This window comes from Lysobacter sp. ISL-50 (assembly GCF_018612875.1).
Taxonomy (GTDB): domain Bacteria; phylum Pseudomonadota; class Gammaproteobacteria; order Xanthomonadales; family Xanthomonadaceae; genus Lysobacter.
This window is the reverse complement of the sequence record NZ_JAGGRI010000002.1, coordinates 225,466-233,141: the sequence shown is the minus strand read 5'-3', so window position 1 is coordinate 233,141 and position 7,676 is coordinate 225,466. Positions and strand designations below refer to the sequence as shown.

The 7,676-nt window shown below is 66.6% G+C and carries 7 protein-coding genes; 3 read left to right on the top strand and 4 right to left on the bottom strand.

Going from position 1 to position 7,676, the window contains the following annotated elements:
- Positions 1–219, top strand: a 219-nt coding sequence (locus tag J7J50_RS01495; protein ID WP_215057527.1) for a hypothetical protein, incomplete at its 5' end; no start/stop codon positions are given.
- A gap of 446 nt (positions 220–665) precedes the next feature.
- On the opposite strand, the gene tyrS is transcribed toward J7J50_RS01495, so the two are convergent.
- Positions 666–1,889: a tyrosine--tRNA ligase gene (gene tyrS, locus J7J50_RS01490; RefSeq protein ID WP_251044375.1), complete on the bottom strand. Its 1,224-nt coding sequence runs from the start codon at positions 1,887–1,889 to the stop codon at positions 666–668.
- A gap of 194 nt (positions 1,890–2,083) precedes the next feature.
- On the opposite strand from tyrS, the gene J7J50_RS01485 reads away from it, so the two are divergent.
- Both J7J50_RS01485 and J7J50_RS01480 read left to right on the top strand, forming a co-directional pair.
- Positions 2,084–3,553 (top strand): M23 family metallopeptidase, encoded by a 1,470-nt coding sequence (locus J7J50_RS01485; protein WP_215057529.1) that lies wholly within the window; start codon positions 2,084–2,086, stop codon positions 3,551–3,553.
- Between the two features lie 215 nt (positions 3,554–3,768).
- Entirely contained in the window at positions 3,769–4,947 is a 1,179-nt protein-coding gene (locus J7J50_RS01480; protein WP_215057530.1) for an anhydro-N-acetylmuramic acid kinase, read from the top strand.
- 75 nt (positions 4,948–5,022) lie between these two features.
- On the opposite strand, the gene J7J50_RS01475 is transcribed toward J7J50_RS01480, so the two are convergent.
- The 3 genes from J7J50_RS01475 to J7J50_RS01465 all read right to left on the bottom strand — a co-directional run bounded on the left by J7J50_RS01475 (position 5,023) and on the right by J7J50_RS01465 (position 7,651).
- Positions 5,023–5,361 carry a hypothetical protein gene (locus J7J50_RS01475; protein WP_215057531.1) on the bottom strand — a complete coding sequence of 113 codons (339 nt, stop codon included), beginning with the start codon at positions 5,359–5,361 and terminating at the stop codon, positions 5,023–5,025.
- Positions 5,362–5,478: 117 nt separating this feature from the next.
- Positions 5,479–6,888, bottom strand: coding sequence for an MFS transporter (locus tag J7J50_RS01470; protein WP_215057532.1), 1,410 nt, complete (start codon positions 6,886–6,888; stop codon positions 5,479–5,481).
- The gene (locus J7J50_RS01465; RefSeq protein ID WP_215057533.1) at positions 6,878–7,651 is read right to left on the bottom strand and encodes an exodeoxyribonuclease III; all 774 of its coding nucleotides are present in this window, start codon (positions 7,649–7,651) and stop codon (positions 6,878–6,880) included. Before J7J50_RS01465 ends, J7J50_RS01470 begins: the two co-directional genes overlap by 11 nt.
- Positions 7,652–7,676 lie beyond the last annotated feature (25 nt).

The window sequence follows — 7,676 nt, the reverse complement described above, 5'->3', positions numbered from 1 at the left end:
TTCGTACTCGCCACCGAAGTGACCGAGCGAGCCGCACACTATACAGCAGTTTTCGTGAACGTCAACACCTGTCCGCGAAACTTCTTGCTGCTTCCCGACTCAAACTCCGCTTCGTTTTCCGAAGCTTCCGTCTCACCGGGCCGCGCATCTTACAGCATGTTTCTGACTCGTCAACCACCTCGTCGTCACCGCCGTTTTCCGCGCTCCGCAGCCGGCTAAACCGACCTGCGGGCCGCGCATCCTACAGCATGTTCGCGATGCGTCAATACCCATCGAAACCGCTGCTTTCTGCGCCCCAACCACTCGATGAACAGGGCGGCGGGCCGCGCATCTTACAGCATCATCTTCGACCGTCAACGCCTGCCGAATTCCGCTGTCTTCCGCGCTTCCCACCGGCCGAACAACTTGCCGTTGGGAGCCGCACATTATGCGGAGATGAACGGGGGTTGGGAAGGGGGTGGAGCGAAAAATAAACAGGGATTCGCCGGCTGCCAGTCAAACGCCTGATGCGGCAAGGTTTGGGAGGGTCTATGAGGACTGGGAGACCCTCACCCCTGCCCTCTCCCGCGGGCGGGAGAGGGAGTTGGGGGCTGCTGATTGGTCGGGATGGCGTCTCTGACGGGGCTTCGCGGCACGCTTAAGTAGCGGCGCCCCCTTGTCGTCGCTCAGGCCAAAACCAGCCGCACCCGGGCGAAATTGCGCTTGCCCACGGCCAGAACCCCCTCGAACCCCGGCGCGAACACCCGTTGCGGGTCTTCGACCACATTGCCATCCACCCGCACCGCCCGTTCCTTGAGCTTGCGGTTGCCTTCGCCATTGCTCGGCGTCAGCCCGGCGGCGACCAGCAGGGCGGCGATCCGCAGGCCTTCGGCCGGGACGGCGACGTCGGTGAGCGGCAGCGAGGTGATGTCGCCCTCGCCGCGCACCGCCGCGTTCCAGCCGGCGACCGCGGTTTCGGCCGCCTCGCCGCCATGGAAACGCGCGGCCAGCTCGCGCGCCAGGCGCAGCTTGAGGTCGCGCGGGTTGAGCTGGCCAGCCTCGATCTCTTTCTTGAGGCTGGCCGCCTCGGCGATACCGATCTCGAAGCTCAGCAGATCGATCCAGCGCCACATCAGCACGTCGTCGATCTTCATGGTCTTGGTGACGATGTCGATCACCGGCTCATTGATGCCTATGTAGTTGCCCAGCGACTTGGACATCTTGTTGACGCCGTCCAGGCCCTCCAGCAGCGGCATGGTCAGCACGATCTGCGGCGGCTGGCCGTGGTGTTCCTGCAGGCCGCGGCCCATCAGCAGATTGAATTTCTGGTCGGTGCCGCCGAGCTCGACGTCGCACTTGAGCGCCACCGAGTCGTAGCCCTGCACCAGCGGATACAGGAATTCGTGGATCGCGATCGACTGCTGGGCGGCGTAGCGCTTGGCGAAGTCGTCGCGTTCGAGCATGCGCGCCACGGTGTGCTGGCCGGCCAGGCGGATCATGTCGGCGGCGCTCATCTGGCTGAACCACTCGGAGTTGAAGCGCACTTCGGTGCGCTCTTTATCGAGCACCTTGAACACCTGCTCGGCGTAGGTTTCCGCGTTGGCCAACACGTCTTCGCGGGTCAGCGGCTTGCGGGTGACGTTCTTGCCGCTGGGATCGCCGATCATTCCGGTGAAGTCGCCGATCAGGAAGATCACCTGATGGCCCAGGTCCTGGAACTGCCGCATTTTGTTGAGCAGGACGGTGTGGCCGATATGCAGGTCGGGCGCGGTCGGGTCGAAACCGGCCTTGATCCGCAGCGGGCGGCCGAGCTTGAGCCGGGCTTCGAGCTCCTCGCGCTTGAGGATTTCGTCAGCGCCGCGGGCGATCAGGTCGAGGGCTTCTTGTACGGAGGGGGACGCGCTGTTCAAAGGCTGGACTCGGGTACGGCCGCGACCGGCTTTTGTTAACGCCATCACGGATTCTGGTTAAGTGGAAGTTAAACGAAACTGTACTGGTCGGTGACGAAAAACCCCATTCAGGTCAAGGGTTTGACGCGTACTGCTCGCGTGTCTATGGTAACGCCGCAACGTTGCCTTCACACCTCGCGCGAGGGATCCATCCAATGACAGTACCCGAGCAGGCTTCCAGTGTGGGCGCCGAGCGCCGCGAACGCCTGAAAGCCTTGCGCGAGGCCGCACTGAAACGTCCGGTGCTGGCGCGTCATTTGTCGGATGGATTCAACGGCCGCTGGACTGGCCGCCAGTGGGTGCAGGCCGGTCTGTTCGCGACTCTGGGCATGATGGTCGCCGCGATCGTCCCCGGTTTCAGCCAGTCGACCGCTTCGGTGCGCGCGCATGAGCCGCGCCAGTCGCTGGCCCTGGCGTTGCCGCCGCTTACCCTGGCCCGCCTCAAGGGCGAAACCGGCGACAGCTGGCAGCTGGTTCGCGTCAATCGCGGCCAGACCCTGGGCTCGGTGTTCAAGGAAATGGAGATTCCCACCTCCACGATGCACCAGATTCTCGAGCAGCCGGGCGCGAAAGAAGCCCTGATGCGGATGAAGCCCGGCACCGAGCTGGGCTTCGACATGCCGGTCAACGGCGCCCTGCGCACTTTCCGTTACGACAAGGACGACAGCCACCGGGTCGAGTTGAGCCTGGCCGGCGACAAGATCACCCAGAAGGTGATCAACCGTCCGACCGAAACCCGCACCGTGGTGCTGAGCGGCAAGGTGGGCAAGTCCTTGTTCCGTTCGGCGCGCAAAGTCGGCCTGACCGCGGCCAACATCAACACCCTGACCGACGACATCTTCAAGTACGACATCGACTTCAACGAAGACGTCGGCACCGACGACCGTTTCAGCGTGGTGGTCGAGCAGACCTGGCGCGAAGGCGAGCTGCTCAACACCGGCCCGATCCTGGCGGCGACCTTCACCAGCGAAGGCAAGCTGCACACCGGCTTCCGCTTCGATCGCGGCGGTAAACCCGAATACTTCACCGGCGACGGCCGTCCGCTGAAGAAGAGCTTCATCCGCATGCCGATTCCGTATGCGCGCCTGACCTCGGGCTTCGGCTCGCGCCGTCATCCGGTGCTGGGCAATATCCGCATGCACATGGGCGTGGATTACGCCGCCGGCACCGGTACGCCGATCATGGCCGCGGGCGATGCGCGCGTGCAGTTCATCGGCTGGAAGGGCGGTTACGGCCGCGCGGTGATCCTCGATCACGGCCGCGGCTACACCACGCTGTACGGGCACATGTCGAACTTCAGCAAGGTCAAGCCGGGTCAGCGCATCGCCCAGGGCACGGTGATCGGCTACGTCGGCAGCTCGGGCCTGGCGACCGGGCCGCACCTGCATTACGAATTCCGCGTCAACGGCGTGCACCGCAATCCGCTGTCGATCACGATGCCGCCGCCGGAGCCGCTGAGCGGCGTGGCGCTGGCGCAGTTCCGCAATCAGACCGGCGTGGCGCTGGCGCGCATCCGTCAGGTCGAGAACGTCATTTACGCCGATGCGAGCCCGGTGCAGGCGGCTCCTGCGGCGGCGGCGGCCAAGACGGTCGCGGTGGTGAAGAAGAAGACCCGGCGCGGCTGAGTGGTACGCGGCGGTTAGCGAAAGAGGCCTCTTCGGAGGCCTTTTTTGTTTTTGGGCGCACGGTTGACAGAGGTCGTTTTGGCGCTAGTAGCGACGACAGAGTCGGGCCTGCTTCGCCTGTGCGATGTCGCTGCGCTCTGCAGCGAATGTCCGATGCTGGCGTCGATACGCCGGATACTGGAGCATCGGTCTTTCAGGACTCAGGATGTTTCGTAATGATTGGGAACTCTTCGATCCCGGCGGCTACTGACGCGGGAAAACCGCCTTCAGGCCTTTATCTTGGCCTGATCTCCGGCACCAGCGCCGACGGCATCGACGCCGCGCTGGTGCGCTTCCAGACCGGCGCGGAACCGACCCGCTGCGAGTTGCTGCTCGGCCGGACCTATGCGTGGGATGAGGCGCTGCGCGAACGCCTGGTCGCGCTCGGCCAGGGCGGCGATGCGCGTTCGCTGGAGGAACTGGGCACGCTGGATATCCAGGTCGCGGAAGCCTTCGCCGATGCCGCGCGCGCATTGATCGACGAAGCCGGCGTGACCGCGGCCGAAGTACAGGCGATCGGCTCGCATGGCCAGACCGTGCGCCATCGACCGGCCGGCGCGCGTTACGACGGCCAGCATCCCTTCACTTGGCAGATCGGCGACGGCGCGGTGATCGCCGAACGCAGCGGCATCGCCACGGTCGCCGATTTCCGCCGCCGCGATGTCGCCGCCGGCGGCCACGGCGCGCCGCTGATGCCGGCGTTCCATGCCGCGCTGCTGCATTCGCCGAAGGAAGACCGGGCCGCGTTGAATCTCGGCGGCATCGCCAATTTCACCCTGCTGCCGGCGCGCGGCGAGGTGCGCGGCTTCGACACCGGCCCGGCCAACTGCCTGATGGACGCGTGGGCGCTGCGCCATCTGGGCCAGGCCTTCGACGCCGACGGCGCGTTCGCGGCGCAGGGGCAGATCGACACGGCGCTGCTGACGCGGTTGCTGGATGAGCCGTGGTTCGCCCAGCCGCCGCCCAAAAGCACCGGCCGCGAGCAGTTCCAACTGGCCTGGGTGCAGTCGCGCCTGCGCGGCGGCGAACGGCCGCAGGACGTGCAGGCCAGCCTGCTCGAACTCAGCGCGATCACCATCGCCGATGCGATGCGCGCGCATCAGCCGGCGACGAAGCGGGTGTTGGTATGCGGCGGCGGCGTGCGCAATCGCGCTCTGCTCGATCGACTGGCCGCGCAACTGCCGGGCGTGGCCGTGGAATCCACCGCGGCGTTCGGGCTGGACCCGGATTTCGTCGAGGCGATGGGCTTCGCCTGGCTGGCGCGGCAGACCGTGGCCGGGCTGCCAGGGAACCTGCCCAGCGTGACCGGCGCGCGCGGCTTGCGGGTGCTGGGGACGGTGCATCCGGCCGCCTGAGGTCGGAAGGCGGCGTCTTGGCGCTCGCGGGCTATGGTTTCGGGGCGCTGCGCTGACGCGCGTCGCCGCGCTTGCTCAAGCGGAGTCGCGGCGCGGACGGAATTCTTCCAGCAGTTCCAGGCCGCTCAGGTCCGGCCCGGCCACGCGCTTGGCCGGCGCTTCCTGCGGCTCGGCGCGGCCGATCAGGGAGAAACCCGGGTCGCTGGGGATGTCCTGCAGGGCGGCGATCGCCTCCTGCAACACGCCCGCGTCCTGGTCGCTGAAGCGCCCGACCATCTCGGCCTCGACCACGAACAACCCGCTCTCGATCAGGTGCAGCGCGGTGCGTTGCAAACTCCACCCGCGCGCCTCCGCGACCCGACGCAGGCGGTCGGCCAGGATCGAATCCAGGTTGTGCAGGATGATGTCGGTCACTGGCGCCAAATTGCACCGTTCGGGTGACGTTCGCAACACGAAAGTGGCGAAAACTCGTTCAGGAACACAACCACCGCTGTCATCGTCCGCTATCGCCAAGTAACGCCGACGGCACGCTCAGGCCGGCGGCGGCGTCACCAGCGGCGGCTTGCGCACCGCCAGGACGATGCACAGCACCAGCGCCGGAATGCCGATGACCGCGGTCGCCACGAAGAACAGCGCGTACGCCTCCAGCAGGCTGCGCCCGGCTTCCAGATGCTCGACCGCGAAGCCGGACAATCCCTTGAGCATCTTGCCGAGCAAGGCATAGAACGAGCTGAGCAGCGCGTACTGGGTGGCGGTGTAGCCGGCGTTGGTCAGGCTGGACATGTAGCCGACCAGGGCCACGCCGGCATAGCCGTTGCAGAAGTTGTCGATGGCCATCGCCGCGGTGAACACGCCGGTGTCGCCGCCGTGCAGGGCCAGGTAGGCGAAGGCCAGGTTCGAGCCCGGGCCGAGCACGGCGCCGGCGATCAGGGTGGCGATGAAGCCGAAGCGCACCGCGCTCAGGCCGGCGACGGCGACGCCGGCGATGGTCGCGATCAGCCCGAACGAGCCGCGCACGGTGCCGACGGTTTCCTTGTCCACGCCCAGGTCGGCGTAGAACGGATTGGCCATCGGCCCCATCAGGAAATCGGGCAGCCGGAACAGGCTGATGGTCAGCAGGATCAACAGCGCCCAGCGGCCGTGCTGGCGGAAGAAGGCGATGAACGGGCCGACCAGGGCATCGAACAAGCCGCGCGCGGTGAACAACGCCGGATGCGGTGTGGCCGCGGCGAGCACGCTGGCCGCCGGCTCGCGCGCCGCCAGCACCGCCAGCACGCCCACGCCCATCAGCACCGCCATCACGTCGTAGGACAGCGACCAGCCGGCGTGCGCGGCGAGGATCAGGATCAGCGAGTCGGTGACCAACAACGCGCCGCGGTAGCCCAACGTGGAAGTCGAAGTCAGCAACCCCTGCTGCTCGGCGCTGTCGGCGCTTTCGATGCGCCAGGCGTCGATCACGATGTCCTGCGTGGACGAAGCGAACGCCACCACCAGCGCCAGCGCGCCAAACACTACCAACTGATCCAGCACCACCCCGCCGATCAGCAGCTGGCCCTGGCGCGGTTCGACCCAGGCCATGCCGAGCAGGGCGATGGCGGCGACGATCTGCGACAGCAGCATCCAGCCGCGGCGCCGGCCGAGCCAGCGGCCGAACAGCGGCGCGTCGAGCTTGTCCACCAGCGGCGCCCACAGGAACTTCAGCGAATAGGCCAGGCCGACCCAGGACAGCACGCCGATCGTGGACAACTCGATGCCGTTTTCGCGCATCCAGAAGCCGAGCGTGTTGCCGACCAGATAGATCGGAATGCCCGAGCTGAAGCCCAACAGCAGCATCACCAGCACCTTGGGCTGGCGCAGGTTGCTCAGCACCAGGCGCCAGCCCGAGCGCGCGGGCTTGGCGGCCGCGACGGGGGAATCCGAGGCGCCGGCCTCAGAGGTCATAGTCGACGCTGAACGGTGCGTGGTCGGAGAAGCGCGGTTCTTTCAGGATCGAACACGCGCGCAGCTTGTCGCGCAGGCCCGGAGTGGCGAGTTGGTAGTCGATGCGCCAGCCCACGTCGTTGGCGCGCGCCGCGCCGCGGTTGCTCCACCAGGTGTAGTCCTGGGCGTCGGCCTTGAGCGCGCGGTAGGTATCGACCCAGCCCGAATCGTCCGTGCACAGGCCGTTGAGCCAGTCGCGCTCGGGCGGCAGACAGCCGGAATTCTTCTGGTTGCTGGTCCAGTTCTTGATGTCCAGGCGGCTGCGCACGATGTTCCAGTCGCCGCACAGCACGTACTCGCGGCCGCTGGCCAGCCACTGGTCGAGGACAGGCTTGAGCCAGTCCATGACCTCGAACTTGAAGCCCTGGCGCAGCTCGCCGGAAGAACCCGACGGGATGTAGAACGAGACCACGCTCAGGTTGCCGAAGCGCGCTTCGATATAGCGGCCCTCGTCGTCGAACGGCGCCCAGCCCAGGGCGGTGCGGACCTCGTCGGGTTCGCGCTTGGCGTAGATCGCCACGCCGCTGTAGCCCTTCTTGGTGATCGCATCGCGGAAGAAGGCGCGATAGCCGTCGGGCAGAAACGCCGGGCCGGTGAGCTGATGTTCCTGCGCCTTGGTTTCCTGCACGCAGAGCACGTCCGCGTTCTGGGTCTTGAACCAGTCGAAGAAACCCTTGGTCGCGGCCGAGCGCAGACCGTTGGCGTTGAAGCTGATGATGCGCATGCGCGCTCCAGGGCACGAAGTGCGC